Origin of the sequence: Jiangella gansuensis DSM 44835 (assembly GCF_000515395.1) — a bacterium.
GTDB lineage: Bacteria > Actinomycetota > Actinomycetes > Jiangellales > Jiangellaceae > Jiangella > Jiangella gansuensis.
Window position 1 is genome coordinate 2,258,370 of record NZ_KI911782.1, and the last position, 26,191, is coordinate 2,284,560.

At 70.1% G+C, this 26,191-nt stretch carries 27 protein-coding genes and 1 tRNA gene; 15 read left to right on the forward strand and 13 right to left on the reverse strand.

Annotated elements, in window-relative coordinates; all coding sequences use genetic code 11:
- Positions 1-30: 30 nt before the first annotated feature.
- Complete coding sequence (locus tag JIAGA_RS0110870) at positions 31-1,359, reverse strand: TrkH family potassium uptake protein (protein WP_026875676.1); 1,329 nt, start codon at positions 1,357-1,359, stop codon at positions 31-33.
- 261 nt (positions 1,360-1,620) lie between these two features.
- On the opposite strand from JIAGA_RS0110870, the gene JIAGA_RS0110875 reads away from it, so the two are divergent.
- From JIAGA_RS0110875 to JIAGA_RS0110890, 4 genes are all read left to right on the forward strand, one after another.
- The gene (locus JIAGA_RS0110875) at positions 1,621-2,319 is read left to right on the forward strand and encodes a TetR/AcrR family transcriptional regulator (RefSeq protein WP_026875677.1); all 699 of its coding nucleotides are present in this window, start codon (positions 1,621-1,623) and stop codon (positions 2,317-2,319) included.
- An 87-nt stretch (positions 2,320-2,406) separates the two neighbouring features.
- Positions 2,407-3,342 (forward strand): ABC transporter ATP-binding protein, encoded by a 936-nt coding sequence (locus JIAGA_RS0110880; protein ID WP_026875678.1) that lies wholly within the window; start codon positions 2,407-2,409, stop codon positions 3,340-3,342.
- Positions 3,339-4,985 (forward strand): ABC transporter permease, encoded by a 1,647-nt coding sequence (locus JIAGA_RS0110885; protein WP_026875679.1) that lies wholly within the window; start codon positions 3,339-3,341, stop codon positions 4,983-4,985. Before JIAGA_RS0110880 ends, JIAGA_RS0110885 begins: the two co-directional genes overlap by 4 nt.
- Before the next feature lie 119 nt (positions 4,986-5,104).
- On the forward strand, positions 5,105-5,662 hold the full coding sequence (locus tag JIAGA_RS0110890) for a TetR/AcrR family transcriptional regulator (protein ID WP_026875680.1): 558 nt from the start codon (positions 5,105-5,107) through the stop codon (positions 5,660-5,662).
- 35 nt (positions 5,663-5,697) lie between these two features.
- On the opposite strand, the gene JIAGA_RS0110895 is transcribed toward JIAGA_RS0110890, so the two are convergent.
- On the reverse strand, positions 5,698-6,357 hold the full coding sequence (locus JIAGA_RS0110895; RefSeq protein WP_026875681.1) for an arsenate reductase ArsC: 660 nt from the start codon (positions 6,355-6,357) through the stop codon (positions 5,698-5,700).
- Positions 6,358-6,370: 13 nt separating this feature from the next.
- A complete protein-coding gene (locus JIAGA_RS0110900; RefSeq protein WP_026875682.1) occupies positions 6,371-7,042 on the reverse strand; it encodes an arsenate reductase/protein-tyrosine-phosphatase family protein in 672 nt (223 codons plus the stop codon).
- Positions 7,043-7,087: 45 nt separating this feature from the next.
- Between JIAGA_RS0110900 and JIAGA_RS0110905 the strand changes: the two genes are divergently transcribed.
- The 4 genes from JIAGA_RS0110905 to JIAGA_RS0110920 are packed head-to-tail and all read left to right on the forward strand — an operon-like array spanning position 7,088 to position 10,122.
- Positions 7,088-7,837: an aquaporin gene (locus tag JIAGA_RS0110905; protein ID WP_026875683.1), complete on the forward strand. Its 750-nt coding sequence runs from the start codon at positions 7,088-7,090 to the stop codon at positions 7,835-7,837.
- 11 nt (positions 7,838-7,848) lie between these two features.
- A complete protein-coding gene (locus JIAGA_RS0110910) occupies positions 7,849-9,261 on the forward strand; it encodes an FAD-dependent oxidoreductase (RefSeq protein ID WP_026875684.1) in 1,413 nt (470 codons plus the stop codon).
- Positions 9,262-9,321: 60 nt separating this feature from the next.
- On the forward strand, positions 9,322-9,666 hold the full coding sequence (locus JIAGA_RS0110915; protein ID WP_211239607.1) for an ArsR/SmtB family transcription factor: 345 nt from the start codon (positions 9,322-9,324) through the stop codon (positions 9,664-9,666).
- A gap of 6 nt (positions 9,667-9,672) precedes the next feature.
- Positions 9,673-10,122 carry a GNAT family N-acetyltransferase gene (locus tag JIAGA_RS0110920; RefSeq protein WP_026875686.1) on the forward strand — a complete coding sequence of 150 codons (450 nt, stop codon included), beginning with the start codon at positions 9,673-9,675 and terminating at the stop codon, positions 10,120-10,122.
- On the opposite strand, the gene JIAGA_RS0110925 is transcribed toward JIAGA_RS0110920, so the two are convergent.
- Complete coding sequence (locus JIAGA_RS0110925; RefSeq protein WP_245597161.1) at positions 10,119-10,493, reverse strand: ArsR/SmtB family transcription factor; 375 nt, start codon at positions 10,491-10,493, stop codon at positions 10,119-10,121. The two genes, JIAGA_RS0110920 and JIAGA_RS0110925, sit on opposite strands and share 4 nt — an antisense overlap.
- A 141-nt stretch (positions 10,494-10,634) precedes the next feature.
- On the opposite strand from JIAGA_RS0110925, the gene JIAGA_RS0110930 reads away from it, so the two are divergent.
- A complete protein-coding gene (locus tag JIAGA_RS0110930; protein WP_026875688.1) occupies positions 10,635-10,829 on the forward strand; it encodes a hypothetical protein in 195 nt (64 codons plus the stop codon).
- A gap of 195 nt (positions 10,830-11,024) precedes the next feature.
- Here the strand turns inward: JIAGA_RS0110930 and JIAGA_RS0110935 are convergent, their stop codons facing one another.
- Positions 11,025-11,537 (reverse strand): anthrone oxygenase family protein, encoded by a 513-nt coding sequence (locus JIAGA_RS0110935; RefSeq protein ID WP_026875689.1) that lies wholly within the window; start codon positions 11,535-11,537, stop codon positions 11,025-11,027.
- A gap of 145 nt (positions 11,538-11,682) precedes the next feature.
- Here JIAGA_RS0110935 and JIAGA_RS0110940 point away from each other — a divergent pair, with 145 nt between their 5' ends.
- Entirely contained in the window at positions 11,683-12,621 is a 939-nt protein-coding gene (locus JIAGA_RS0110940; RefSeq protein WP_026875690.1) for an AraC family transcriptional regulator, read from the forward strand.
- A gap of 33 nt (positions 12,622-12,654) precedes the next feature.
- On the opposite strand, the gene JIAGA_RS35925 is transcribed toward JIAGA_RS0110940, so the two are convergent.
- Together JIAGA_RS35925 and JIAGA_RS0110950 are read right to left on the reverse strand one after the other, a co-directional pair.
- Entirely contained in the window at positions 12,655-12,777 is a 123-nt protein-coding gene (locus JIAGA_RS35925) for a hypothetical protein (RefSeq protein ID WP_281172682.1), read from the reverse strand.
- 83 nt (positions 12,778-12,860) lie between these two features.
- Positions 12,861-12,934 (reverse strand) — tRNA-Leu (locus JIAGA_RS0110950).
- Positions 12,935-13,000: 66 nt separating this feature from the next.
- Between JIAGA_RS0110950 and JIAGA_RS29070 the strand changes: the two genes are divergently transcribed.
- The 4 genes from JIAGA_RS29070 to JIAGA_RS0110970 all read left to right on the forward strand — a co-directional run bounded on the left by JIAGA_RS29070 (position 13,001) and on the right by JIAGA_RS0110970 (position 17,466).
- The gene (locus JIAGA_RS29070) at positions 13,001-13,612 is read left to right on the forward strand and encodes an ANTAR domain-containing response regulator (protein WP_035812409.1); all 612 of its coding nucleotides are present in this window, start codon (positions 13,001-13,003) and stop codon (positions 13,610-13,612) included.
- Positions 13,613-13,614: 2 nt separating this feature from the next.
- Positions 13,615-14,808 (forward strand): ABC transporter substrate-binding protein, encoded by a 1,194-nt coding sequence (locus tag JIAGA_RS0110960; RefSeq protein ID WP_026875691.1) that lies wholly within the window; start codon positions 13,615-13,617, stop codon positions 14,806-14,808.
- 143 nt (positions 14,809-14,951) lie between these two features.
- Positions 14,952-16,013 (forward strand): endonuclease/exonuclease/phosphatase family protein, encoded by a 1,062-nt coding sequence (locus JIAGA_RS0110965; protein ID WP_035812411.1) that lies wholly within the window; start codon positions 14,952-14,954, stop codon positions 16,011-16,013.
- 178 nt (positions 16,014-16,191) lie between these two features.
- Entirely contained in the window at positions 16,192-17,466 is a 1,275-nt protein-coding gene (locus JIAGA_RS0110970) for an ABC transporter substrate-binding protein (protein ID WP_026875693.1), read from the forward strand.
- Positions 17,467-17,622: 156 nt separating this feature from the next.
- On the opposite strand, the gene JIAGA_RS0110975 is transcribed toward JIAGA_RS0110970, so the two are convergent.
- The 6 genes from JIAGA_RS0110975 to JIAGA_RS29080 form a co-directional block, all read right to left on the reverse strand.
- On the reverse strand, positions 17,623-18,399 hold the full coding sequence (locus tag JIAGA_RS0110975) for an ABC transporter ATP-binding protein (RefSeq protein ID WP_026875694.1): 777 nt from the start codon (positions 18,397-18,399) through the stop codon (positions 17,623-17,625).
- Complete coding sequence (locus tag JIAGA_RS29075) at positions 18,396-19,415, reverse strand: ATP-binding cassette domain-containing protein (protein WP_084469615.1); 1,020 nt, start codon at positions 19,413-19,415, stop codon at positions 18,396-18,398. The genes JIAGA_RS0110975 and JIAGA_RS29075 overlap by 4 nt, the downstream gene beginning before the upstream one ends.
- Complete coding sequence (locus JIAGA_RS0110985) at positions 19,405-20,394, reverse strand: branched-chain amino acid ABC transporter permease (protein ID WP_026875695.1); 990 nt, start codon at positions 20,392-20,394, stop codon at positions 19,405-19,407. The genes JIAGA_RS29075 and JIAGA_RS0110985 overlap by 11 nt, the downstream gene beginning before the upstream one ends.
- Before the next feature lie 19 nt (positions 20,395-20,413).
- Positions 20,414-21,787: a branched-chain amino acid ABC transporter permease gene (locus JIAGA_RS0110990; RefSeq protein ID WP_035812413.1), complete on the reverse strand. Its 1,374-nt coding sequence runs from the start codon at positions 21,785-21,787 to the stop codon at positions 20,414-20,416.
- Between the two features lie 185 nt (positions 21,788-21,972).
- Entirely contained in the window at positions 21,973-22,722 is a 750-nt protein-coding gene (locus JIAGA_RS0110995) for a DUF554 domain-containing protein (protein WP_026875697.1), read from the reverse strand.
- Positions 22,723-22,729: 7 nt separating this feature from the next.
- Positions 22,730-23,173 (reverse strand): PaaI family thioesterase, encoded by a 444-nt coding sequence (locus tag JIAGA_RS29080; protein ID WP_051425962.1) that lies wholly within the window; start codon positions 23,171-23,173, stop codon positions 22,730-22,732.
- Positions 23,174-23,269: 96 nt separating this feature from the next.
- On the opposite strand from JIAGA_RS29080, the gene polA reads away from it, so the two are divergent.
- Positions 23,270-25,960 carry a DNA polymerase I gene (polA, locus tag JIAGA_RS0111005; RefSeq protein ID WP_026875698.1) on the forward strand — a complete coding sequence of 897 codons (2,691 nt, stop codon included), beginning with the start codon at positions 23,270-23,272 and terminating at the stop codon, positions 25,958-25,960.
- The last annotated feature ends 231 nt before the right edge of the window (positions 25,961-26,191 follow it).

The window sequence follows — 26,191 nt, forward strand, 5'->3', positions numbered from 1 at the left end:
CTCGGTGACCGCACCTGACCGCTCGCCCGCCTAGCCAATGATCGGTCTCCCTTCCGGCTGCTCGTACAGCCGTTCGTGCTGCCGCAACGCCAACGCGCTGGCCAGCGTGATCGGCCCGAGACGGCCGACGAACATCAGTATGACGAGAACGAGCTGACCCGCCGCGGGAAGCTCGGCTGTGATGCCGGTGGAGAGCCCGACTGTCGCGAAGGCGGAGATGGCCTCGAACAGCACCGTGTTCAGGACGAGGTCGGTCATCGCGAGCAGGATCAGAGTCGAGATGGTCACCGCGGCGACGGCGAGCAGCGCCACCGTCAACGCCTGCCGCTGCGCCCGGGATCCCACCCGGCGGTCGAACACGTTGACCGACCGCTCGCCGCGGATCTCGGCGTAGATGACAAACAGCAACAGGAAGAACGTGGCCACTTTGATGCCGCCCGCGGTACCGGCGCTGCCACCGCCGATGAACATGAGGACGCCGGAGCCGAGCCAGGTGACATCGCTCATCTGTGCGACGTCCAGGCTGTTGAATCCCGCGGTCCGCAGCATCGTGGAGTGGAAGAACGCGGCCAGCCAGCGCTCGCCGCCGCCCAGCGCCCCGAGCGTGGCGTCGTTCCCCCATTCGCTGGCCAGCACGAACGCGGTGCCGCTGACCAGCAGGAGGACCGTTCCCCACACCGTGATCTTCGTGTGGAGGCTCCACTGGCGTGGCCGCCGGAACTGCCGGCGCAGCTCCAGGAGCACGGGGAAGCCGATCCCACCGCAGATCACCGTGATGGCGATGGGCAGGCAGAACCACGGGTCGGAGACGAACCGCATCAGGCTGTCGCTGTAGAGCGAGAAGCCGGCGTTGTTGAACGCCGACACGGCGTGGAAGACACTCTCGTACGCGGCTTGCCCGGGCGGGACGTCGTACGCCGTCACCAGCCGTAGCCACAACAGCACCGCGACGGTGACCTCGAACGCCACGCTGATCTTGGCGACGCCGACGATGATGCCGCGCACGTCGCCGAGGCCCAGGCTCCTGGTTTCCGTGGCCGCCGCGAGCCGCGATCGTAGCCGCATCCGCCGCGAGATCAGCATGACCAGCAGCGTGGCCATCGTCATGATGCCGAACCCGCCCACCTGGATGAGGCAGAGGATCACGATCTCACCGAAGGTGCTCCAGTGCGCCGCGGTGTCGACGACGACCAGCCCGGTCACGCAGACCGCTGAGGTGGACGTGAACAGCGCCTCCACCAGCGTCGCCGAACCCTGGCCTTCGCGCGCCCAGGGCAGCGCCAGCAGTCCCGTCCCGACCATGATCACGGCTGCGAAGCCCAGCACGACGATCTGGGCGGGAGTCCAGCCATGAGTCATGCGACCCCGCATGCCGTGGCCACGCCACCTCGCCGCCGGACCTCCGCTACGCACGATTCTCGAACCTATCGCCGCGGCGCCGGCTCCGGCCGGAATCGCGGCCGGCGCAGGCGTCAAGAAACCGTCAAGATTCTCGGCTCCGGGTCGGCGGACACCTCGTCCCGCGTCCGTCACAGCGCTGTGACCAGCTGGTTCGCCCTCCGGCCGGCTGGCCCGGGACATATCGGCGCATGCTTGCGCCCGGCGTTGAACGACTGTTTAATGGCTGATGTGCGCGACATACCCACGGACCGCGACACTCGGCCCCCCGCAGTAGACACGGTCGAGCGGATTCGTGACGCCGCGATCATGCGCTTCGGGCGGGACGGGTTCGGTGTGGGGCTTCGTGCTATCGCGGCGGATGCCGGGGTGACCGCCGGCCTGGTGGTACACCACTTCGGCTCCAAGGACGGCCTGCGGCGAGCGTGCGACGATCATGTCCTGGCCTTCATCCGGGCGGAGAAGACGAAGGCCGCCACGTCCGGTACGGCCAGCATGCTCCTGGCCCAGCTGGCCGAGATCGACCGGTTCGCGCCGATGCTGCGCTACCTGCTGCGCAGCCTGCAGTCCGGCGGGACGATGGCGGCGGAGCTGGTCGAGCACATGATGGCCGACGCGCAGGAGTACCTGGCCGCTGGAGTCGAGGCAGGGGTGTTCAGGCCGAGCCGCGACCCTGAAGCACGGACCCGCTACCTGGCCTACCAGAACATCGGCGGCATGCTGCTGTGGGCCTCGATGCACCTGGACGAGTACCAGGAGGATTTCGCGGCCGCGTTCCGCCACTACCTCGAAGAACTCACCCTGCCCGCTCTCGAGCTGTTCAGCCACGGCCTGTTCGTCGACCGTTCCATGCTGGACAACTACCTCATGTACGTGCCGGACCCGCCGTCGGACGGCGACGCCGCACCACCGGCGACCTGACAGCGCGCACGCCCGCTCACGGGCACCGACATCCGGTACGCACTCATTCCCGGGCACGGCCCGGTCTTCATCGAACGAGGTACGGCGATGACCCCTGCCATCCAGATCCAGAACCTGCGCAAGTCCTTCGGCGCCGTCACGGCGCTCGACGGTCTCGACATGACCGTCGAAACCGGCACTGTCCACGGGTTCCTCGGCCCCAACGGCGCCGGCAAGTCCACCACCATCCGCGTCCTGCTCGGCCTGCTGCGCCCGGACTCCGGCAGCGTCAGCCTCCTCGGCGGCGACCCGTGGACGGACGCCGTCGCCCTGCACCACCGGCTGGCCTACGTCCCCGGCGACGTCGAACTGTGGCCCAACCTCACCGGTGGCGAGGCCATCGACCTACTCGGCCGGCTGCGCGGGGGACTCGACGCCGCACGCCGTCGCGACCTGATCGAGCGCTTCGACCTGGACCCGTCGAAGAAGGCACGCACGTACTCGAAGGGCAACCGGCAGAAGGCCGCGATCGTCGCGGCGCTCGCCTCCGACGTCGAACTGCTCATCCTCGACGAGCCGACGGCCGGGTTGGACCCGTTGATGGAGACGGTGTTCCAGGAGTTCATCCGCGAGGCCAAGGCCGACGGCCGCACGGTCCTGTTGTCGAGCCACATCCTCGCCCAGGTCGAGAAGCTCGGCGATACGATCAGCATCATCCGTCGGGGCCAGGTCGTCCAGACCGGAACGCTCGCCCAGATGCGTCACCTCACCCGTACCACCATCGAGGCGGACACCGAACGTCCCGCGGGGGCCCTGGCCGAAGCCCCAGGCGTGCACAACTTCCACAGCGGCGACGGGCGCGCCCGGTTCGACGTGGACAGTGAACACCTCGACGCCACGATCCGGCGGCTCGGCGAGCTCGGCGTGCGCAGCCTCACCAGCCACCCGCCGACGCTGGAAGAGCTCATGCTGCGTCACTACGGCGACGAACTCACCGCCAACGGTTCCGCCGGCGCGGCGAGCGCGGCGGGGGGTCCGCGATGAGCGCCGCGACCCTGCCCGCGCAGAGGCAGGCCGCCGGCCAGCACACCCTGGCAGGTACCGCCACGCTGGTCCGGTTCATCCTGCGGCGCGACCGTGTCCGGCTGCCGGTGTGGATCGGCGCCCTGACGCTGTTCGGGGTCGGCTCCATCGGCAGCTTCGAGCAGACGTATCCCACGGAGGCGGACCGGCAGACCGCGGCGGACCTGACCAGCCTGCCGGCCGTCACCGCGATGGTGGGCCGCATCTACAGTCGCGACGACTACACGTACGGCGTGATGGCCGGGCACCAGATGTCCGTCTTCATGGCCCTGTTCCTGGGTTTGATGAGCATTCTGCTGTTCGTGCGGCACACCCGCGCGGAGGAGGAAGCCGGCCGGGCCGAGCTGATCCGCTCCAGTGTCCTGGGCCGGCACGCACAGACCACCGCCGCGTTCATCGTCGTCGGCGCAGCGAACATCGCCACCGGCCTGCTCATCGCCCTCGGGCTGGCGAGCTCCGGCGCCGACGGGGTCACCACCTCCGGCTCGCTCCTGTTCGGCGCGGGCCTGGCCGCCGCCGGCCTGGCCTTCACCGCCGTGGCGGCGGTGACCAGCCAGGTCACCGAGTATGCCCGCGGGGCATCCGGAATGGCGCTGGCGGTTCTGGGCGGGACCTACGTCGTGCGCGCGGTCGGTGACGTCGCCGAGTGCGGCCTGTCGTGGGCGTCGCCGCTGTACTGGGTGCAGGCGACCCGGTCATACGCCGCCGACCAGCGCTGGTGGCCGCTCCTGCTCCTCATCGCACTGGCGGTGATGCTCGCCGCGGTCGCGTACGCGCTGAGTACCCGCCGCGACGTCGGCGCCGGGCTCCGTCCCGCCCGGCTCGGCTCGCCCACCGCGTCGCCGGCGCTGAGCAGCCCGCTCGGGCTCGCGTTCAGGCTGCAGCGTGCCGGCCTCGTCGCCTGGTCCATCGGCCTGCTCATCCTCGCGATCACATACGGCTCTCTGGTCGACAGCATCCAGGACATGTTCGACCAGATCTCCTCCATGGAGGACATGATCCGCGACGTCGCCGGCGCGACTCTCATCGAGTCCTGGCTGGTCACCGTGCTCAGCCTCACCGGCATGATCGCGTCCGTCCAGGCCGTCCTGGCGGTGTTGCGGCTGCGGTCGGAGGAGACCTCCGGGCGTGCCGAGCCGCTCCTGGCCACCGCCGTGTCCCGGCCACGTTGGGCGGCCAGCCACCTCGCCATGGCTTTCGGAGGCAGCACGGTGATCATGGTGCTGGTGGGCCTGGGCTTCGGTGTGTCGACGGCGATCGCGACCGACGACGCGGCCTGGCTCGCTCAGATGCTCGCCGCCGCACTCGTCCAGCTCCCCGCGATCTGGGTGGCCGCCGGTTTCGCTGCCGCAGTGGTCGGCCTGGCCCCCCGGCTCAGCCCGCTGGCCTGGCTCATTCCGGCGTACGCAATCGCGGTGATCTACATCGGGCAGATCCTGCAGTTCCCCGGCTGGACCAGGAACCTGTCGCCGTTCGGGCACGTGCCTGAACTCCCGGCCGCGGACTTCGAACTCACCTCGACTATCGTGCTCCTGGCCATCGCGGCCGCGTTCACCTGGGCGGGGCTGGCCGGCCTGCGGCGGCGGGACGTCCCGGTGGCCTGACCGTCGCCGGACGCCGGCTCCGGTTCGACGCCGACACCATCAGGACTTCCGGGAGCGCACGCTGAGAGGGCGGCCTGACTATGGGTACGGGGGTCCAGAAGCCAATGGGGTGACCAGCCATGGTCCTTGACGCACGGAGCCGCATCCTCGCGACCAGCTACGACCTGTTCGCCCAGCGCGGCGTGCGCGCGGTCGGGGTCGACGAGGTCATCGCGCGGTCGGCCGTGGCGAAGTCGACGTTCTACCGCCATTTCCCGTCGAAGAACGCGCTGGTAATGGCATTCCTCGCCCGGCGGGAGCAGCAGTGGACGTTGGCGTTCATCGCAGCGGGGTCGGAGCGGCGCGGCTCCACCCCCGAGGCACAGCTGCTGGCGATCTTCGACGTGTTCGACGAATGGTTCGCCAGCGAAGCCTTCGACGGCTGTTCGTTCATCAACATCCTGCTGGAGATGGGCCCGGACCATGAGCTGGGGCTGGCGAGCATCGACTACCTCGCCAACATCCGCGAGATCGTGCGGGAACGGGCCGCGCGGGCCGGGCTCCGCGACCCCGAGAGCTTCTCCCGGTCGTGGCACATCCTGATGAAGGGCTCCATCGTCGCGGCGGCCGAAGGTGATATCCGGGCTGCACAGCGCGCGAAGGCGATGGCCCGCAGCCTCATCGACCAGTTCCGCTGAGTGGCCGTTCAGCCTGAACGACGCGCCGGCGTCGCTCAGGCGGAACGGCGCGAGACGCCGAGCTGGCCGAGCAGGGTGAGGACGCGGCGTTCGATCTCGTCGCGGATGGGGCGGACGGCGGCCAGGTCCTGCCCGGCGGGGTCGTCGAGGGCCCAGTCCTCGTACCGCTTGCCGGGGAAGACGGGGCAGGCGTCGCCGCAGCCCATGGTGACGACGACGTCGGCGGCGCGGACGACCTCGTCGGTCCAGGGCTTGGGATACTCACCGGAGATGTCGATGCCGCGTTCTGCCATGGCGGCGACTGCGGTGGAGTTGACCTGGTCGCCGGGCTCGGAACCACCTGACCACGCGAGAGCGTTGTCGCCGGCGTGGTGCTGGAAGAAGCCGAGCGCCATTTGGGAGCGGCCGGCGTTGTGCACGCACAGGAACAGCACCGTGGGGCGGCCGTCGTGTAGCGACCCCTCCACCCGGGCGAGCGCGGTGAGCCGCTGCCTGGCGAACCTTTCGGCCAGCAGCGGGAGGAAGTTCACGACGGAGGCGCGGCCGGCGAACTGGTCGTAGGAGGTGTGCAGGAACCGCTCGATCGTCTCCGGCCCGAAGGTGCCGTCGAACTCGCCGGCCAGTCGCGCGGCGGCCGTGGTGAGCGCGTGCTGCTGGTCCAGGGTGATGGGCGCCCGCTGGTAGGTGTGGGCCATGACGGTGCTCCTGTCAGGAGGCGGCGAGCCGCGGGGCGAGGCTGCCGACGCGGTTGGTGAGGGTGGCGACGGTCGTGTCGAAAGCGTCGTCGGTGCCGGCGGCGACGGGGTCGGGGACGGACCAGTGCAGGCCGCCGACCTCACCGAGCTCCTCGTGGGCGCGATCGCAGACGGTGATCACGAGGTCGTCGTCGGTGGTGACGTCGCGGAGCCGGCGAGGACGGTTCGCACGCAGCGGGATGCCGTGGCGCCGTGCGGCGGCGAGGGCGCCGGGGTCGACCCGCTCGGCGGGATGCGTGCCCGCGGAGGTGACGGGTATGGCGCTGGCGCGCCGCCAGAGCGCCACCGCTAGCTGCGAGCGCGCGGAGTTGGCGGTGCAGACGAAGACCACCCGGTGGGCGTGGCCGACCGCGCCGGGCACGAGCCCGTCCAGGGCGCCCGGCGTGAGCCGGAGGTAGCTGCGGCGGCGGTCGGCCTCCGAGCGACTGCGAGCCAGCAAGCCGGCGGACTCCAGCGTCCGGAGGTGGTGGGCCAGCAGGTTCGAGGGCATGCCCAGGCGGGCTTGCAGTTCGCTGGGGGAGAGGTCGCCGAGGCTGAGCAGGTCGGTGATGTACAGGCGCGCCGGGTCGGACAGGGCCGCATGCTTCGCGGCCCGCGTCTCCAGGGTAGTTCGCTCAGCGTTCATTGTCTCAATCTTGACTGAGCTATCTGGCTCGGTCAAGATGGCGCCGTGACAGTGATCGAATCGACGCCGGCTGCCTGGCGTCGCCTGCTCGCCGAGTTCCTCGGTACTGGCCTCCTGGTGGCGGTGGTGGTCGGGTCCGGTATCGCGGCCCAGCGGCTGTCGCCGGACGACGTCGGGCTGCAGTTGCTGGAGAACAGCACGGCCACGGTGCTGGGGCTGACGGTGCTGATCCTGCTGTTCGGGCCGGTGTCCGGCGCACACTTCAACCCGGTGGTGACGGCGGCCGACTGGTGGCTGGGCCGCCGCTCCGGCACCGGGCTGCCGGCGGTGGAGGCGGCCGGCTATGTGGTGGCACAGTGCGCCGGCGGAATCTGCGGTGCGGTGCTGGCCAACGTCATGTACTCGGTCGACACGGCCATGGCGTCGACCGAACGTAGCGGGACCGGGCTGCTGGTCGGAGAGGTGGTCGCGACCGCCGGCCTGGTGTTGCTGATCTTCGCGCTGGCCCGGACCGGCCGCGGCGCATTCGCTGCCCCCGCGGTCGGCGCCTACATCGGGGCGGCCTACTGGTTCACCAGCTCCACGTCGTTCGCCAACCCGGCGGTCACGGCCGGGCGGATGTTCACCGACACGTTCGCCGGCATCGCGCCGTCCTCGGCCCCGGCGTTCATCGGTGCCCAACTGGCCGGTGCCGCCGTCGCCGTCCTGCTCGTCCTCGTGCTGTACCCCGGCGCCGGCCGCGCGGCTGACGCCGTCGTCGTCCCGCATCCCGAGCCCACGCAAGTCCGAGCCTGAGAGGCATCCTCGTGCACATCGTCGCCGTCGGCGGCAGCGACGCGGGCATCTCCGCCGCGCTGCGCGCCCGCGAGCTGGACCCGTCCGCCGAGGTGACCGTCGTGGTCGCCGACACCTACCCGAACTTCTCCATCTGCGGCATCCCGTATTACATCTCCGGTGAGGTCGGGCACTGGTCGAACCTGGCCCACCGCACCCACGCCGACCTCGAGGCCACCGGTATGAGGCTGCGGCTGGACGCCGTGGCCACCGCGATCGACGTCGACGGACGGCGGCTCGCCGTGCGTGCGAGCGACGGCGGCGAGACGGCGCTGGAGTACGACGAACTGATCGTCGGCACCGGCGCCCTGCCGGTGCTCCCGCCGATCGCCGGCCTGGACACTCTCGGCGCGGCCGACGGCGTGCACGTGCTGCACTCCATGGACGACACGTTCGCCCTGGAACAGAGCCTGGACCGCATCGTGCCGTCGACGGCGCTGATCGTGGGTGCCGGCTACGTCGGGCTGGAGATGGCCGAGGGCCTGACCGCGCGCGGCATCGCCGTCACCCAGGTCGAGATGCTGCCCGAGGTGCTGCCCACGGTCGACCCCGAACTCGGTGCACTGGTCCATGCCGAGCTGGACCGCCATGGTGTGGCTGTACACACGCAGGCGACGGTGACCGGCATCGCCCGCGCCGAATCGGGGCCCGCCCGGCTGCACGTCGTCGGCGCCGGCCCGGACGCCGAGCCGCTCGCCTGGGACGTCGACCTGGTGCTCGTCGTGGTCGGGGTGCGGCCGAACACCGACCTGCTGGTCGCGGCCGGCGCGCGGTCCGGGCCGCGCGGCGCCGTCGTCGTCGACGACACCATGGCCACCGGGCTGCCCCACGTGTGGGCCGCGGGCGACTGCGTCGTCACCCACCACCGCCAGCTCGGCGTCACGTACCTGCCGCTGGGCACGACGGCGCACAAGCAGGGCCGGGTCGCCGGCGAGAACGCCGTCGGCGGCCGGGCCCGGTTCGCCGGCAGCGTCGGCACCCAGGTCGTCAAGGTGTTCGACCTCGTCGCGGCCCGGACCGGGCTACGCGAGCACGAGGCCGCCGCGGCCGGGTTCGTCCCCGTCAGCAGCACCGCGACGCCGGACGACCACAAGGCCTACTACCCGGGCGCCCAGCGCATCACCATCCGCATCACAGGCGACCGCGACACCGGCCAGCTGCTCGGCGCCCAGCTCGTCGGAGCACGCGGCACCGAGACCGCCAAACGCGTCGACACCTTCGCGACGGCGTTGTTCCACGGCATGACAGTCGAGGCGGTCAGCGACCTCGACCTCTCCTACACGCCGCCGCTCGGTTCCCCTTGGGACGCGGTTCAGATCGCCACTCAGGCCTGGGTCCGCGAACACCACCTGCCCCGGCAGGTGCGAGCGCTGTCGCCCGGCTGACGCCTCCGCCATGCGGGCGGCGGAGGCTCACCGGCACACCCGAGTCGTATGCTCGGTGGCGTGAGCGAGGTCGTGACGGCGGGGGAGCGCAGGTCGCTGCCGCTGGTGGCCGACGATCTGGTGGAGCTGAGCGACGCCACGCTGGAGTTCCTCAAGGCGCTGGCCAGTCCGGCCCGGCAGAAGATCCTGCTGTTGTTCGCTCGTGGTGCGGAGCTTTCGGTGGGTGAGGTGGCGGAGCTGGCCGGGATCGGTCAGTCCACGGCGTCGGAGCAGCTCAAACTCCTGCGCCGCGGCGGCATCGTCACCTCCCGTCGCGACGGCAAGGCCGTCTACTACCGGGCCGACAAGACCGGCATGGCGCGGGCCCTCGCGGACCTGCAGGCCTACCTCGAAGTCTGCTGCTGAGGCGCCGTGCGCCTGGTGCTGATCGAGAAGCGTCGAGGGCGAGACGACGACCGCTACACCTGGCAGCGGTTCGAGCTGAGCGAGAGCTTCAACGAGCGCTGGTGGAACGAACCCCGGCTGCTCGACGCCGGTGCGACCTACTTCGAGGTCCGCCTGGATGGTGTCGAGGTCGCGCGCGTCGAGCTCGACGATCAGGCCGACTTCGCCCACGACTTCGGTGCGCCCCGCCTCGGCGCTGCCGCACTCGAGATCCAGTTCATCGAAGTCGCACCCGCGCACCGTGGCAAAGGCATCGGAACCGAGGTGGTCGCGCGCGTCGCGGCCAGCAACCCGGGTCGGCGGCTCCTGGCGCTCAGCGAGCACGCCGACGAGTTCTGGTCGTCTCTGGGCTGGCAGCGCTATGGGCACCCAGAAGGTCATCAGCGACGGCGGCCCCTCTACCTCCAGCCGGCCTAGTGCTCCACCGGCCCCAGTGACAGAGCGTCGCGGATGGCGGCCAGGCGCTCCGGGACCACGCGGTAGTAGATCCAGGTGCCACGCCGGTCGCCGGTGACCAGGCCGGCGTCGCGCAGCAGTTTCAGGTGATGGCTCGTCGTGGCCGCCGTCTTGCCGATGCCGGCCGAGACGTCGCAGGCGCAGACCTCGTCGGCGTTGAGCAGCATCGACAGGATCTTCACCCGGGCCGGGTCGGCCAGCGCCTTGAACATGCCGGCCAGCGACGTGGCGTCGTCGTCACCCATGGCCGACGTCGGAGTGCAGCAGGTGTTCAGTACCGGGAGGGCACGTGCGGGCGCCGGTGCGCCGAGGTTCATGGCTGCGGTGGTCATGGTGGCTCCAGGCTAGCCGGGAGAGTGGCTTGTTTCCACAGTTCTCGAAACTTGTTTTGACATCCTTCGAATCAGTGGTTAGATGAACATCGAAACAAGGTCGGATTGTTCCGGCCACGCGAAGACTGCCGAGGAGCCGTCATGCACCCGTCCCTGCCCGAGGCGATGGCCGCCGAGCGCCGGCGCGAACTGATGGCCGCGGCCGCTCACCAGCGTCTCGTCGCCCAGGCCATCTGCTGCCGTCCGAGCACCGTGGCATGTGCCGCGACGCGGGTTCGCGGCGCCTGGGCCGCGCTGACCGCGCGCCGCGGCACTGTCTGCTGCGCGACCGCCTGACCGCCCACCCTGGTCGGCCGGGTGCCGAGCCCAGAAGGGAGGTGACCACCATGGACTGCTGCGAGGACCAGATCACGGACAGCTGCGACACCGGTTGCTGCTGACCGCTGCCGGGGAAACGGCGGCGAACGAACCAACGGCGCCGCCGTTTTCCGTCTCGCCAGGCCCGGACCGCCGGTTCGACCTGTGCGGAGCCTACGTCTTCGCGGCAGGTGACCACCGGCGGTGGCGTGCCAGCGCCCAGGCGAGGCACCCGAAGGCGGCAGTCGAGGTCAGCGCCCGGATGGCGTTCCACCGGTTCCACCGGTCCTCGAACCGCTCTCGCACGGCGGCGACATCGGGGAGGGCGCCGGGGTCACCGGCGGCGTCGAGGGTGTCGTTGAGCGGGATACTGACGCCGCGGGTGATCACGAGGGTCGCGACGTAGAGCAGGAGCGCGGCCGCCGTCCATGCCAAGCCCGGACCCGATCGCCGCCTCAGCTCCGAGGCGGCTGCGAGGCCGGTGAGGACGAGGGCTCCCACGACGATGGTCGCGAACCACGGATTCACGATCGCCACGTTGATGCGCTGCATCGCCTCCACGAACACCTCGTCGCGGGTATCACCGAGACCGGGCATCACCGCGTAGGAGAAGGCCTGGAACAGCCCGGCTGCCAGTCCCATCGTCACGGTGGCGGCCAGTAGCACTGCGGTCCGGAGCGCGCTCATCGCGCCGGCTCGCCGGGCGGTCGAATGTTGCGGTCGTGCCCCCGGGCCGCCGTCGCGTCATTCATGTACCCAGTGAAGAGCAGGGGAGTGAGACGAACCATGCCGCAGAGACTCATCCGCATACTGGATCGTCTAAAGTCTGGTCATGGACGGGCTCACTGGCATCCTCGACGCCCCCCGGGCGCGCGGGGCCTTCACGTTGCGGGTCTCCATGAGCCCGCCGTGGGCGGTCCGAATCCAGGACGAAGCGAAACTCGCCCTGGTCGCCGTGGTGCGAGGTGAAGTGTTCGCGATGCCCGATCAGGGCGAGCCGATCCTGCTGCGACCGGGTGACGTCGCGGTCATGCGCGGGCCCGATCCCTACACGCTGGCCGATCAGCCCGACACGAGCGCACAGGTCGTGGTCCAGCCGGGCAATCGGTGCACCTCGCCGGACGGGCGGGATCTCGCCGACGTGATGGGCCTCGGTACCCGCAGCTGGGGCAACGATCCCGACGGACCGGCCGTCATGCTCGTCGGCACCTATGAACGCACCCCGGCCATCGGCCGCGCCCTTCTGGGCGCGCTGCCGGCCATGATGGTGCTGCGGCACGACGCTTGGGACACCCCGCTCATCGGGTTGCTCGGTGCCGAGATCGCCCAAGACACCCCGGGGCAGGAGGTCATTCTCGACCGCCTGCTCGACCTCGTCCTCATCAGCGCCCTGCGCGCCTGGCTCTCTCACCCCGGCGCCGACCGGCCGCGCTGGTACTTGGCGGATGCGGACCCCGTCGTGGGCCCGGCCCTGCGGCACATCCACCATGAGCCCGCCCGCCCCTGGACCGTCCAGGCTCTCGCCCACGCCGTCGGCGTCTCCCGGGCCACCCTGGCGCGCCGGTTCGCGGAACTCGTCGGCCAGCCGCCCATGGAGTTCCTGACACACTGGCGCCTCGCCCTCGCGGCCGATCTCCTGCAGGAACCGGACGTCACCCTGAGCGCTGTGGCCCGGCAGGTCGGCTACAGCAGCCCGTTCGCCCTGAGTGCCGCCTTCAAGCGGGTACACGGCACCAGCCCGCGCGCACGGAAGCCCGCCGTCCCCGTCTGATCCCGCCGCCGTGCTGGCCGGGGCGGAGCGCGGTCAGGCGACCGCGAAGGCTCCGATGATCACGGAGACGACGACGATTCCCACGACGTGGTAGCCGCCGGTGATCGCGCCGAAGAGGAACGGCCGTGCTGGCACCGCGGCGACAGCCCAGCCCACCTCCCCATGATCATCAAGAGTTGACCCGGTCATAACCGGGTGAAGTCTGGACGATCACGGGGAGCTCTACAGGTCAGAAGGAGTAGCCCGGGTGGGACTCGAACCCACAGACACCGCATTTTGAGTGCGGCGGCTTTGCCAATTTGCCTACCGGGCCGCGTTCGGCGGCGACAGGGACCCTAGCCTACCGTCATCGGAAACATGTGCCGAGTAGGCTTCCCGGGTGACCGAATCGCCAACGCCAACCGCGCCCGCCCGACGTGTCCTCGTGGCCGAGGACGAGTCGTTGATCCGCCTGGATCTCATCGAGATGCTGGGTGAGGAGGGCTACGAGGTGGTGGGTGAGGCCGCCGACGGCGCCAGCGCCGTCCGGTTGGCCGAGGAGCACCGCCCCGACCTCGTCGTCATGGACGTCAAGATGCCGGTACTCGACGGTATCTCGGCGGCCGCTCGGATCGTCGAGCAGCGGATCGCGCCGGTACTCATCCTGACCGCATTCTCCCAGCGTGATCTCGTGGAGCGCGCCCGCGACGCCGGGGCCATGGCCTACCTGGTCAAGCCCTTCAGCAAGGCGGACCTGGTGCCCGCCATCGAGATGGCGCTCTCCCGGCACGAGGAGATCACCCAGCTCGAGAACGAGGTCCACGACCTCGCCGACCGCCTCGAGACGCGCAAGCTCGTCGACCGGGCCAAGGGCATTCTGCAGACCAAGTACGGCCTGACCGAGCCCGACGCGTTCCGGTGGATCCAGAAGGCCGCCATGGACAAGCGCACGTCCATGCGTGAGGTCGCCCGGGTCGTGCTCTCCGAGGCCGAGGCCGGGTCGAGCGACTGATCATGCGCATGGTGCGTCGTAGCGCGGGGTGGGCCGCGCTGACGGCGTCGGCCACGCTGCTGGCGTCCTGCGGCATGGTGAGCGCGCTCGGCGACGACGACGCCGGCGAGCAGACAGCCACCGTCGCCGTCCTGGTCCCGGAGTCGGGCTGGCAGCAGGCCGACGGCGCCGGCGTCCTGGCCGCGGTGGAGGCCGCGGTAGCGGAGCGGGCCGGCGACATCGGCGGCTGGACGGTCGACGTCGTCGCCGTCGATGAGAGCGACGACCGCGAGGAGCTCACCACCGCGATCGAGGAACTCGCCGGCGGCGACCTGGTCGCGGTGATCGGCGGGCTGACCACCGGTGCCGTGCGCGCCGTGCAGCCGGTCCTCGACAGCGCCGAGGTGGTGTTCGTGTCGCCGGCCGACACCGACCCGGTGCACACCCGCGGGGCGAACCCGAGCGCGCCGCTTCGGCCCTACCGTTCCTACTTCCGGACCGCGGTCGGCGACGAGCCTCCGGCGGCGGCGCTCGGCCGCTATGCCGTCGGCGCGCTGGGAACGAAGTCGGTCGCCGTCGTCGACGGGGGAGACCCGGCCGAGGTGACGGCGTTCACCAAGGCCGTGGAGGCCGCCGACGGCGAGGTGGTCGCACGCGGCACGGCCGCCCAGATCGATGCCGTGGTGGCCGCAGCGGAGGAGGGCGGGGCGGGAGCCGTCTTCGTCGCCGGCACCCCGGAGGCGGCGACACGAACCGCGCGGGCCGTGCGTGCGGCCGGCCTGGACGCCGCCCTCCTAGGCGCAGCGGCTTTCGACCCGGCGAACGCCTCCGACGACGACACGAACGGGTCGGACGACAACACCGGCGTGCCGGACGGTCTCCGCGACGGCGCCATCACCGCCACCGCGGCGGACCTGCAGGCGACGGCCGATGCGCCACTGCCGTCGAACGCGTCCACCGGTACCGACCCGGGTGAGTTCGGGGCGGCGGCCTACGACGCCGGCACCGTGGTCGGGATCGTCCTCGATCGGTGCCTGCCGCCGGCCAGTTCGGCGTCGTCGGCGCGGCGCGGCTGCGTCGGTGAAATGGCCCAACTCGACTTCGCCGGCGTGACCGGTGAGGTGGCGTTCGACGATTTCGGCGACCGGGTCGACGGCACCGTGACGTTCAGCGTCCTGCGCGACGGCCGGTGGCGGCCGGTTCACCGCGACGACTGACGCCGCCGGACAGGGGCCTGACCGCTCGGAAACGGCAGGTGAGCAGGGCGCGACAACCGGGCGTCGGTTCTCTGTCGCCCGTTGACTCATGCCGCGCCGTGCGACCACTCTCAACGCAGTCACGCCGACGAGAGAGGTTGACCATGCCCGAACTCAGCCGCCGAACCGTCCTCCGCTCCGGTACCGTGGCCGCGGCGGCGAGCGCGGTCGGCGCCGCCGCGGCCATGGCCCCGTCCACCGCGTTCGCGGCTGACCCGGCGCACGCTGCTGCCGCGCCGGCCCCGCAGCGGCCCCGGCGCGGCACGATACGAGTGCTGACCTGGAACATCTACCGCGGTGGCACTGGCGTCTCCCCGGAGAATCTGCCGCTGCTGCTGGATCAGCTGGTGGCGTTGCGCCCGGACGTCTATCTGGCGGTGGAGACCTATGGAGCCGGCGACCGGATCCGTCGTGAACTGTCCCGACGAGCAGGCAACGGACAGTACACCGGCATCAAGATCACGGACCGTCCGGCCGGCGACGACAACCTGTGGATCTTCACACACCTGCCCGTGGACCGAGTACATCCGCGGCCGGCCGGCGGCACTCACGTCACGGACTTCAACCTCGGCGGCGTCCGGCTGCGGCTGCCCAACCGGCGCCAGTTGGACGCCTTCGTGCTCTGGTGCAACTACACCAACCCGTGGGACGGCTACCTGATCGACGAGAACGCGGCTGCCATCCGCGCCGGCCTGACGCCGCGCCACTCGCAGGCGGACGTCGTCGCCGCCGGGAGCCGGCAGACCGCGCATGTGGAGGAGGTCGTGCGATACCACCTGCCGGCGATGGTCGGCGACGATCAGGTGCCGCTCGTGATCGGGGGCGACTTCAACACTCTACCGGCGGCCGACTGGACCGCCGCGAATGCCGGCAAGCCGAACCACTTCGGCATGAGCTACGGCCTCACCGCAACCCGCGTGCTGACCGACGCCGGATTCGTCGACACATTCCGTGCGGCCCACCCGGACGCTGCCGTCGAGGGCCGCACCTGGAGTCCGCTGCCCACCGAGCGGCTCATCACGCCGCAGCGCATCGACATGATCTTCGCCAAGGGCGACGTGACCGTGCGCGGCGGTGACGTGGTCGACACCCAACTGTCGAACCACCAGTCGGGCACCTTCTACTCCGACCACGCGGCGGTCTGGACCGACCTGAGCATCCGCTGACCGCGCTCGCCACGCACACTGCGATGACACCGCACTTCCTAGGTCACAGTGTCCTAACAAGATGATCCTGGTTGGCCACGACCACTACGTTTAGGTCATTGCACGGCATAAGTTTCGGGAATCATCGCATCCAACCGGCACCTCATCCTGGTGGCCGGCTCGGCGAAGGAGAATTCTCATGACCCGCACATCGCGACTGTGGCGGTCGTTGGCCGTCGCCGGGGTGGCCTCGCTTGTGCTGGCCGCCTGCGGCGGCGACGACGACGAGCCTTCGGACGGTGGGACCGCCGGCGGCGACGCTCCGGCCAGCGACGAGCCGTTGCGGCTCGGCACGCTCCTGCCGCAGACCGGTAACCTCGCATTCCTCGGTCCGCCGGAGTTCGCCGGCGTCGACCTCGCCATCGAAGAGATCAACGCCGCCGGTGGCGTCCTCGGCCACGACGTCGAGGTGACGCACACCGACTCCAGCGACGCCAGCAACTCCGCCGTCACCCAGCAGTCGACGGACTCCCTGCTCAACGAAGGTGTGGCCGCCATCATCGGCGCCGCCTCGTCGGGTGTGTCGTTCACGGTGCTCGACCGCATCGTGCAGGACGAGACCATCATGTTCTCGCCGGCCAACACCTCGCCGGACTTCACCACCTACGAGGACGACGGTCTCTACTTCCGGACCGCGCCGTCCGACGTGCTGCAGGGCCAGGTGCTCGGCGACACGATCCTCGGCGACGGGCACGCGAACGTCGCGATCATGAACCTCGACGACGCGTACGGCAACGGCCTGGCCCAGTACCTCACCGAGACCATCGAGAGCGGCGGTGGCACCATCGCCACGCAGGTCGTCTACGACCCGCAGGCGTCGAACTACACCTCCGAGGTCAGCCAGGTCGCCGCGGCCCAGCCCGACGCCATCGCGCTGATCGGGTTCGAGGAGACGGTCACCATCATCCCGGAGCTCGTCACGCAGGGCATCGGCCCGCAGACGGTGCCGGTGTACTTCGTCGACGGCAACACCTCCAACTGGGGTGACCAGCTGCCGGCCGGCCTGCTCGAAGGCAACAAGGGCACGCAGCCGGGCGCCGAGATCGGCGAGGAGTTCCGCGAGCGCCTGCTCGAGGTCGACCCCGAGCTCGTCGACTTCAACTACAGCGCGGAGTCGTACGACGCGGCCATGCTGCTGGCGCTGGCCGCCCTGCAGGCTGGTTCGGTCGAGAGCCGCGACATCGCCGACAACCTCGTCGACGTGTCCCGCGAGGGCACCGAGTGCACCACGTTCGAGGAGTGCGCCGGGCTGATCGAGGACGGTGAGGACATCGACTACAACGGTGTCTCCGGCCCGATCGAGTTCACCGACGCCGGCGACCCGGAGACGGCCACCATCGGCGTCTTCCAGTACGGTCCCGACAACAACACCACGCCCGTCGAGTACGTCGAGCGGACCATGACCACGGAGTGACCGTGTTCTGACGCGCATCAGCTGAGAGCCCCGCCGGGCCGGACCCGGCGGGGCTCTCGCACGTTGCGCACGTCCTTGGCCCATGAACATCGGCCATCGACCCGCCAGTGCGGGGCCGATGGCCGATGATCAACGGGTCGGAGCCGGCTGGGCCCGTCAGGCGCGGGCGAGTGAGCCCAGGTAGAGCTCGATGACCTTGGGGTCGTTGATGAGCTCGCGGCCGGTGCCGGTGTACGCGTTGCGGCCCTGGTCGAGCACGTAGCCGCGGTGGCAGATCTGCAGGCAGCGGCGGGCGTTCTGCTCGACCATGACCACGGACACGCCGGCCTTGTTGATCTCGCGGGTGCGGATGAACACCTCGTCCTGCAGGACGGGGGAGAGGCCCGCGGACGGCTCGTCCAGCAGGATGACGCTCGGGTCGGCCATCAGGGCGCGGCCCATGGCGACCATCTGCCGCTCGCCGCCGGACAGCGACCCCGCCCGCTGCTTGCGGCGGTCGCCCAGGGCGGGGAAGAGGTCGGTGACGAACGCGAACCGCTCGGGGAACCGCTTCGGCGCCTGGTAGAGACCCATCTCCAGGTTCTCCTCGACCGTCAGGCCGGGGAACACGTTGTTGGTCTGCGGCACGAAGCTGACGCCGCGGGAGACGAGCTCGTTGGCCGGCTTGTTGGTGATGTCCTCACCGTGCAGCTGGACCGTGCCCTGACGGACCTTCACCAGCCCGAAGAGCGCCTTGAGCAGCGTGGACTTGCCGGCCCCGTTGGGGCCGATGATGCCGACGATCTCGCCCGGCTTGCAGTAGAGATCGCAGCCGGTGAGGATGTTGACACCCTCGACATACGAGGCGACGATCTCGTCGGCACGCAGCACCGCGCCCTCGGCGCCTTCGATGTGGGCCGAGCGGTCGTCGGCCTGTCCCGTGGTGTCTCTCATCGTCCGCCCTTGTCGTCGCCCGTCGTCGCTGTGGGTGTGGTGTCACCCGTCGCCGCCGGCGTCTCGCCGCCGGCCGTGGCCGCCGGCTGGCCGAGCTCCGCCGTGACCTCCGCCTCCAGCGAGCCGGTCTCGAACTCCTGCTCCAGCTCGGCCAGGGACTGGTCGTGGTGGGCGCCGAGGTAGGCGTCGATGACCTTGTGGTTGGACATGACGGAGTCCGGCGGGCCCTCGGCCAGGACCTTGCCCTGGCCCATGACGATGACCCAGTCGGCGATGTCGCGGACCATGTCCATGTCGTGCTCGACGAACAGCACCGTCATGCCCTGCTCTCGCAGGTCCTTCACGTGTTCGAGCAGCGACTGGGTGAGCGCGGGGTTGACCCCGGCCATGGGCTCGTCGAGCATCACCAGCTCCGGCTCGACCATCAGGGCGCGGGCCATTTCCAGCAGCTTGCGCTGACCGCCGGAGAGCGAGCCGGCGAAGTCGTCGCGCTTGGTGTCGAGCTTGAACCGCCGCAGCAGCTCCTCGGCGCGCTCGGTGATGTCCTCCTCCTGGCCGCGCCACAGGGCCGGGATCATGGCCCGCCAGAAGCTCTCGCCGCGCTGCCCGGTGGCGCCCAGCCGCATGTTCTCGATGACCGTGAGCTTGGACAGTGCTTTGGTCAGCTGGAACGTGCGGACCATGCCGGCGCGGGCCACCCGGTACGGGGGCATGCCGTGCAGTGACCGGCCGTTGAACGACCACGAGCCGTGATTGGCCCGGTCGAAGCCGGTCAACAGGTTGAAGAACGTCGTCTTGCCGGCGCCGTTGGGCCCGATCAGCGCGGTGATGGACCCGCGTTGGACTTCGACGTGCTCGACGTCGACGGCCAGCAGACCGCCGAACTGACGTTTGACGTCGTCGGCCACCAGGATGGGATCGGCCTTCTTGGCTCCGGGCTCGTGCGGCACGCCGGCGAAGGCGGCCAGCGCCTCTTCGCGCCGAGCCGTCACGGCTCCCACAGTGTCATCGGGCATCGAGCGCGATCTCCCTCCGGTCGCCGAGGATGCCTTGCGGGCGGAACACGAGCAACAGCACCAAGACGACACCGGTCAACATGAATCGTACGGCGCCGGTGTCGTTTTGCGTCATCAGCCAGGTGGGGATGTAGTCGTTGCTGATGCCTGCCCGCAGCGTCAGGTCGATGAACTGGAAGGCGAACCAGACGATCGCCGCACCCAGCACCGGTCCGAACACCGTCGCCGCGCCACCGAGGATCAGGATGGCGTAGGCGAAGAAGGTGAAGTTGGTGGCGTACACGTCCGGTTGCATGGCGCCCTGGAACATCGAGTAGACGATGCCGGCGAGCGCGCCGATCACGCCACCCAGGACCAGCGACTGCATCTTGTACGAGTACACGTTCTTGCCGAGGCTGCGCACGGCGTCCTCGTCCTCGCGGATGGCCTTGAGCACCCGGCCCCACGGGCTGCGCATGAGCAGCCACACGACGAGGGTGCACAGCGCCACCAGGCCCCAGCCGACGGTCATCACCCACAGGATGCGCTCGCGGAACTCGAACGGACCGAGCTCGAACGGCTCCGTGTACGGGTTGAGGTCGTAGAACGTGGTGCTGAAGCCGGTGATGCCGTCGGAACCGCCGAACACGTCGCGCCCCCACGCCGACCGGCCGACCAGTCGCACGATCTCCGACGCGGCGATGGTCACGATGGCCAGGTAGTCCGCGCGCAGCCGCAGTGTCGGCACGCCCAGCAGCAGTGCGAGCACGATGGCCGCGACGATGGAGACGGCGATGCCCAGCCAGAACGACTGGTTGTAGGTGGTGACGAGGACGGCGACGCCGTACCCGCCGACCGCGGCGAACGCCGCCTGGCCGAAGTTGAGCAGCCCGGTGTAGCCGAACTGCACGTTGATGCCGATGGCGGCGAGCGCGAAGACGATCGCCTGGACGCCGATCAGCTCGCGGATCGACAGCTCGAAGATGGAACCCCAGTCCATGGTCGTTGCTCCCTTCGCCTCAGCCGATCCGCTCTCGCCGGCCCAGGATGCCCTGGGGCCGCACGAGCAGGATCAGGATGAGCACGACCAGCACACCGGCCGTCTTGAGTTCCGATGGGACGACGTACGCGGAGACCTCGATGAAGATGCCGACGATCAGCGCGCCGATCATCGCGCCCCATGCCGTGCCGAGGCCGCCCAGGATCGTCGCGGCGAACACCAGCAGCAGGATGCGCATGCCCATGAGATAGTCGACGCCCTGGATCATGCCGAAGAAGACGCCGGCGAGCCCGGCGAGGGCGGTGCCGGTGGTCCACACCACGGTGATGACCCGGTCGACGTTGATGCCCGACGCCGCGGCCAGCGCGGGGTTGTCCGCGACCGCCCGGGTGGCCTTGCCGAGGCGGGTGCGGGTGAGCGCGAGCGCCACCGCCGCCAGCAGCACCACACAGATGCCCATGATGACCAGGTCGCGAACGGTGATGCTGACCGGACCGACGGAGATCGGGCTCTGGTAGGTGTATTGGTCGTACGTCTCGCGGCCGCCGCCGATGATGAACTGCGTCAAGTACCTCAGGAACAGCGACACGCCGATCGAGATGATCATGAGCGCGATCAGCCCGGTCGGCTTCTTGCGTAGCGGTCTCCAGAACCCGCGATCCTGACCCCAGCCGAACACGGCGCTGAGCAGCGTGGCCAGGATGGCCGCGAACAGGACCGGGACGCCGGCCTGGTTCAGCAGCAGGGCCGCCACCGCGCCGAAGACGATGAGCTCGCCGTGCGCGAAGTTGGTCAACCCGGTGGTGCCGAAGACCAGCGACAGGCCCAGCCCGGCCAGCCCGAGGATCAACCCGAACCGCAGTCCGCTGATGAACAGCTGCAACAGCTGGTTGTTGCCGGAGGTGACGACGACGTCCTCACCGGCCTCGGACTCCGCGCTGCCGGACTCGGCGCCGGTGCCCGGACCTTCGGGCTCCCCCTCGGTGGGCGCGGACGTCTCACCTGGTGAGGGTTCCGTTCCCGGACCCTCGGGGGTGCCGACGCGAAACAGGATCACCTTGCGCTGCTGCGGATTGACGGTGGTCTCGAGCGTGTCGCGCACGACACCCGGCGCGGTGGACGGCAGCGTCGCGCTGTCCAGCACGACGGTGTATTCGCCCGGGCCGGGCACCGGGACCTCCCAGGTGCCGTCGGCCGCTGTCTGCGCCGTGCCGATCTCTTCGCCGTCGGCCGAGGTGACCGTGATGGTGACCCCGGCGACCGGCGCGTCCTGGTGCTCCAGGGTGCCGTGGATCGTCTCGCCGGTGCCCTGGGCACTGACCGCTGGTGCGGCGGCCAGGACGGTGGCCAGGACAGCGAGAAGCGCCCCCAGATATCTGGTCAGCTTCTGCACGTGTGGTGTACCTCCAGCTCCAGGGCCGCTGACCGCAGACGTGTGTGTCGTGCACGCTCCGGATCGACGGTCGACCGTCAGACGTCCGATGCCGGAGCATAACTCTCTTCCGGGACGTCTTTCCCCCTACAACTGCCCCGTTCCCGGACCGATACCAGTTGGTAACGTTCGGCCATTGTCGCCGGTCAGGACCTAATTGCCGCGACAATGCTGACGAGCACCGGGGCGATCACGAGCGCCGGCAGCAGGTCGCCGACGGGGAGCGGCTTCATGCGCAGCAGCCGCAGCGCCACCCCGACGAGCAACAGCCCGCCCGTGGCGGTGATCGCGGCCACGTAGGCGTCACCGAGCAGACTCCCGGCGATCACCCCGACGACGGTGAGCGTTCCCTGGACGACGGCGACCGCGAGCGCTGACGCCATGACGCCCCACCCCAGCGACGCCGCGAACGCGACCGCGGCGAACCCGTCCATGGTGGCCTTCAGCGCCAGTTGGTCGTAGCCGAGGCCCATGCCGTCGGACAACGAGCCCAGGATCGTCAGCGGACCCACACAGAACAGTAAGGACGTGGTGACGAAGCCCTCGACGAAGCGGCGTCGCGCCTCGCCGCCGCCGTCGCGGGACAGCCGCCGTTGCAGCCCGGAACCGACGCCTTCCAGCCGGGCCTCGACCCGCAGCAGCGACCCGGCGATGCCGCCGATGAGCAGCGCGCCCAGCACGATGAGCACCGTCGCGGAGTCGCCCACCTGCGCGGCGAACCCGGAGTCCAGCACGGCGGCCGCCGACGTGGCCGCGATCAGCAGCGTGACCAGCCCCAGAGCGTCGGTGACCACGTCACGCGTGCGCTGCGGCAGCCGGTGGCCGACGAGCAGCCCGACGGAGGAACCGGCGACGACCGTGACGACGTTCAGGACCGTTCCGAAACCGGGGAACATGTGCTCCTCAGCGCTTCGCGTCGCTGGGCACCAGGAAGCAGGTGAGCCGCGCCGTGCACACGCGCCGGCCGGTGTCGTCGGTGATGACGATCTCGTAGCTCGCCGAGCCGCGGCCGAGGTGGGCGGGAGTGGCCACGGCCGTGACATGGCCCTCGCGGACGCCGCGGTGGTGCGTGGCGTTGATGTCGACGCCGACGGCGTAGCGGTCCGGTTGGGCGTATAAGGTGGCAGCGACCGAGCCGACACTTTCGGCCAGCACACACGACGCGCCACCGTGCAACAGCCCGAACGGCTGGGTGTTGCCCTCGACCGGCATCCGCGCCACTACGCGCTCCGGGCCGGCCTCGAGGTACTCGATGCCCAGGGTCGCGTCCAGTGGCGCCTTCGGCAGGTTCGCCAGGTCGAGCCGGCCACCGTCGTCCGCAGTGGCGTCACGCGCCTGTTCGGTCATGGCTGCTGACGATATCGCGGCGAGGCTCGTGGCCGCGGCACGGCTGACCGGGCCGACCCCTGAGACAATGTCGGACCCGGCGACTAGTGTTGCCGCGTGGTCGAAGCTGCTAATCCCTCCCGCCTCTTGCTCCTCGACGGTCACTCGCTGGCCTACCGGGCGTTCTACGCGCTGAAAGACGCGAACCTGGTCACCACCACCGGTCAGCACACCGAGGGCGTGTACGGCTTCACGTCCATGCTCATCAACGTGCTGCGCGACGAGCAGCCCACGCACGTAGCCGTGGCGTTCGACGTGTCGCGCAAGACGTTCCGCAGCGAGACGTTCCCCGAGTACAAGGCCAACCGCAGCAAGTCGCCGGAGGAGTTCAGCGGCCAGCTCGACCTGGTCAAGGAAGTGCTGACGGCGCTGCGCATCCCGTACGTGCAGAAGGAGGGGTTCGAGGCCGACGACGTCATCGCCACGCTGGCCACGATGGCCGAGCGCGACGGCATCGACGTCTCCATCTGCACCGGCGACCGTGACGCCTTCCAGCTCGTCAGCGACCGCGTCACCGTTCTCTACCCCCGCCGCGGCGTGTCCGACCTGTCCCGCATGACCCCGGAGGCGGTGCGGGAGAAGTACGGCCTGACGCCGGCGCAGTATCCCGATTTCGCGGCGCTGCGCGGCGACCCCTCGGACAACCTGCCCAACATCCCCAGCGTGGGGGAGAAGACGGCCGTCAAGTGGGTCGTCGAGTTCGGCTCGCTGGACCAGCTGGTGGCCCGCGCCGACGAGGTCAAGGGCAAGGCCGGCGACGCGTTGCGTGCCCATCTCGGCCAGGTCATGACCAACCGGGAGCTCACCGAGCTGGTTCGCGACGTGCCGCTGGACGTCCATCTGGACGAGCTGGCCCGGCAGACGTGGGATCGCGAAGAGGTGCACCAACTCTTCGACACCCTGCAGTTCCGCGTGCTGCGCGACCGGCTGTACGAGTACCTGGAGCCCGGCGGCCAGCCCGAGGCCGACGAGGGCTTCGACATCGACGCGGTCCACCTGCAGCCCGGTGAGGTGGCCGGCTGGCTGGCCGAGCACCTCGGCACCGGCCGGGTCGGCGTGTCCGTCCGGGGCACCTGGGGCCGCGGCACCGGCGAGGTCACCGAGCTCGCCGTCGCCACCGCCGACGGCGCCGGCGGCTGGTTCGAGCCCGCCGCCCTGACGCCCGAGGACGACGCCGCCGTCGCGGCCTGGCTGGCCGACCCCGACCGGCCCAAGGTCATGCACGACGCCAAGGGCCCCATGCACGCGCTGGCCGCTCGCGGCTGGCAGCTGCGCGGGCTCTCCGCTGACACCCAGCTCACCGCGTTCCTGGCGCTGCCCGGGCAGCGTTCCTACGATCTCGCCGACCTGGTGCTGCGGTTCCTGGGTCGCGAGCTGCGCGCCGAGACCTCCGGCGCCGCCGTCCAGCTCTCCCTCGACGGCGGCGACGAGGAACAGCTGGGCACCGACGAGACGGTCCGCGCCCGCGCCGTACTCGACCTCGCCACCGCGTTGGAGGCCGAGCTGGACAAGAAGGGCGGGCGCACCCTGCTCGACGAGGTCGAGCTGCCGCTGGTCGAGGTGCTGGCGTCCATGGAACGCGCCGGCATCTGCATCGACGTCGACCACCTGCACGAGTTGGAGTCGTCGTTCGGCGCCAGCGTCGCGCAGGCCGCCGACGACGCCTACGACGCCATCGGCCGGCGCGACGTCAACCTCGGATCGCCGAAGCAGCTGCAGGCCGTGCTCTTCGACGACCTCGCGTTGCCGAAGACCAAGCGCATCAAGACCGGTTACACCACCGACGCGGAGTCGCTGGCAGAGCTGTACACGAAGACGCAGCATCCGTTCCTCGAGGCACTGCTGCGGCATCGCGACGCGTCGAAGCTGCGGGTCACCGTCGAAGGGCTGCTGAACTCCGTCTCCGACGACGGCCGCATCCACACGACGTTCGCGCAGACCATCGCGGCCACCGGGCGGTTGTCTTCGGCCGACCCGAACCTGCAGAACATCCCCATCCGTACCGACGAGGGCCGGCGCATCCGGGCGGCGTTCGTCGTCGGCGACGGCTACGAGACCCTGCTCAGCGCCGACTACAGCCAGATCGAGATGCGCATCATGGCGCACCTGTCCGACGACCAAGCGCTCATCGACGCGTTCACGTCGGGCATGGACTTCCATTCGGTCACCGCGTCCCGGGTGTTCGACGTTCCGGCCGCGGAGGTCACCGGAGCCCAGCGTGCCAAGATCAAGGCGATGAACTACGGCCTGGCCTACGGGTTGTCGTCGTATGGCCTGTCCCGGCAGCTGAACATCCCGGTCGGTGAGGCGCAGACCCTCATGGACGAGTACTTCGAGACCTTCGGCGGGGTGCGCGACTACCTCAGCGAGGTCGTCGAGCGGGCCCGCATGGTCGGCTGGACCGAGACCATGCTCGGCCGCCGCCGGTACCTGCCGGACCTCACCAGCGACAATCGCCAGCGGCGCGAGATGGCTGAGCGGATGGCGCTCAACGCGCCCATCCAGGGCTCCGCGGCCGACATCATCAAGGTCGCCATGCTCCGGGTCGAGCGGGCGCTGGTGGCCGAGAAGCTGCGTTCGCGCACGCTGCTGCAGGTCCACGACGAACTGGTGGTCGAGGTCGCCTCGGGCGAGCAGGACCAGGTGGTGGAGCTGGTGCGGCGCGAGATGGGGGCGGCCTACCCGCTGCGGGTGCCGCTGGACGTCTCGATCGGCCTGGGGCGCACGTGGCAGGACGCCGGCCACTGACCGTCGCCGCGGCCGGGGTCGTGGTCGGGCGCGGGGTGTCGTCCGTGTAAACCACACGTTGGTCATCTGTTTGCCGCACGGGGTAGACCGATCGGACGATCACATGCGAGGCTCATGGGGACGTCGTGAGAACGGAGTCCGCAGTGCGACCTGTGTTCCGAGCCGCCGGCGCCGCCGTGGCATGTTCGGGGGTCTTGTGCCTGGGTGGTGCAGCCGGCTTACCAGGTCCGA